The 1,656-nt window shown below is 57.8% G+C and carries 3 protein-coding genes; all 3 read left to right on the top strand.

The window, feature by feature from the left end:
- Nucleotides 1-541 (top strand): photosystem reaction center subunit H (locus NW856_RS01720; protein ID WP_414398776.1); only part of this gene is annotated, 541 nt, incomplete at its 5' end.
- A 285-nt stretch (nt 542-826) separates the two neighbouring features.
- Nucleotides 827-1,252 (top strand): 50S ribosomal protein L21, encoded by a 426-nt coding sequence (gene rplU, locus NW856_RS01715; RefSeq protein ID WP_414398774.1) that lies wholly within the window; start codon nt 827-829, stop codon nt 1,250-1,252.
- A gap of 76 nt (nt 1,253-1,328) precedes the next feature.
- Nucleotides 1,329-1,598 (top strand): 50S ribosomal protein L27, encoded by a 270-nt coding sequence (gene rpmA, locus NW856_RS01710; protein WP_011432382.1) that lies wholly within the window; start codon nt 1,329-1,331, stop codon nt 1,596-1,598.
- Nucleotides 1,599-1,656: the final 58 nt, after the last annotated feature.

Raw genomic sequence — 1,656 nt, 5'->3', positions numbered from 1 at the left:
CCCCCTAACCCCCATCAGCTTTCTTTACCGTCGCACAGTGCGCATTGGGAATCGAGAGGTCGGCTGGATTGAGGATTTTCTCTTTGACTGGGAGACTGGAGCGATTGCCGCTTATATTCTGGGTGGCAGCATTGCCGAGCCTTGGGGGGGGCGCGCCGTTCTCCTGCCTGAGGATGTGGAAGCCATTGATGTGGACGCGGTGGTGGTTAAGGAGGATGCTCCGCAGCGGCTGAAATCGGAAGCAGAAGGCTTGAAGAACTTTTGGAGCGAAAAATCTCGGCAGGTGAAACAGCTTATCCAGCGCATGGGGGATCGCCTCAAAGCCCTAGTCAGCCCGCAGGATCCGCCCGAGGTAGTGCGCGTCAAGGTCAAGCAAGTGCGGGACGAGCTGGCCAAAGGGGGCAAGTTCGATCTCTCCCTGCTGGACGAGGCGGCAGAGTTTCTGCAACACAAGTGGGAAACCTGGCAACATCGCCTCAGCCGCGCCGCTCAGCGCATGCAGGCCGCCCTTCAGGCTGCTTGGGAGAAGCTGACCGAATAGCAAAGAATGACTCTGCAACCTCTGGCCTGCAGTCGCCTCAGATGCTGCACATTTGCTTCCCAACTGCTTCCCAACTCCCCTCTTCCTCTGGGAAAGGGGCTGGGGGGCAACAGCATGAGGTGCTTGGGGAGTCCGTCCCACTGCTCGACCGGAACTGTTGCAAGCCAGTCCTCGACCAAACCCAGCTGACGGACGGCGGCTTTTTCGGCTACGATCTAAGATCGCTGTCAATGCTCGGATCAGGTTTCAAGACCCCCGCAGGGCACCTGTACGGCAGGGAGAAAGATGACTTACGCAATTGTGGAAACCGGCGGTAAGCAGCTTTGGGTGGAGCCGGGGCGTTTTTACGAGGTCGATCGCCTGGCGGAAGTGGAGGAGAACAGCCCCTTCGATTTGTCTCGTGTGCTGTTGATCAACCACGAGGGACAAATCACGTTGGGGCATCCCTACGTTTCGGAGGCGGTCGTCAGGGCACGGGTTTTGCAGCATCGGCGCGGCGATAAAATCATCGTCTACAAGATGAGGCCAAAGAAAAAGACCCGCAAAAAGAGGGGCCATCGGCAACCGCTGACCCGTCTGCTGATCGAGTCTATTGAACTCAATGGGGTGCCCCTAGCCACGGCACCATCCCGTACGGAAGCCGCTCCAGAGTCTAACCCAGAGGCAGCCCCTTCGGCAGCGGCGACAGGGATCCCTGTGGATGAGGAATAAACTCTGAACTCAGGTGTCCTGAATCCCGATTTTTTTATCTCGTTTCTGTTGATCACGCAGTTGCATAGGAGGCGTTATGGCTCATAAGAAGGGAACGGGCAGCACTCGCAACGGTCGAGATTCCAATGCCAAGCGGCTGGGGGTGAAGCGCTATGGGGGCGAGCTGGTGCATCCCGGCCACATTCTGGTCAGGCAGCGGGGCACCAAGTTTCACCCAGGGGTGAACGTGCGCATCGGCGGCGACGACACCTTGTATTCTGTGGTCACCGGCATTGTGACTTTTGAGCGCTATGGCAAGTGGCGGCAAAAGGTGAGTGTCTACCCAGCTGAGGTGGCTGCCCAGTAGGGAAAGGCCCAGCTTTGAAACTGCCTGGGAGAGCATGACTCTAGTCAATAATAAGCTC

Origin of the sequence: Synechococcus sp. R3-13, assembly GCF_047462195.1 — a bacterium.
Lineage (GTDB): Bacteria > Cyanobacteriota > Cyanobacteriia > Thermostichales > Thermostichaceae > Thermostichus.
Note: the sequence above shows the minus strand (reverse complement) of the source record. Positions and strands in the feature narration are given on the sequence as shown.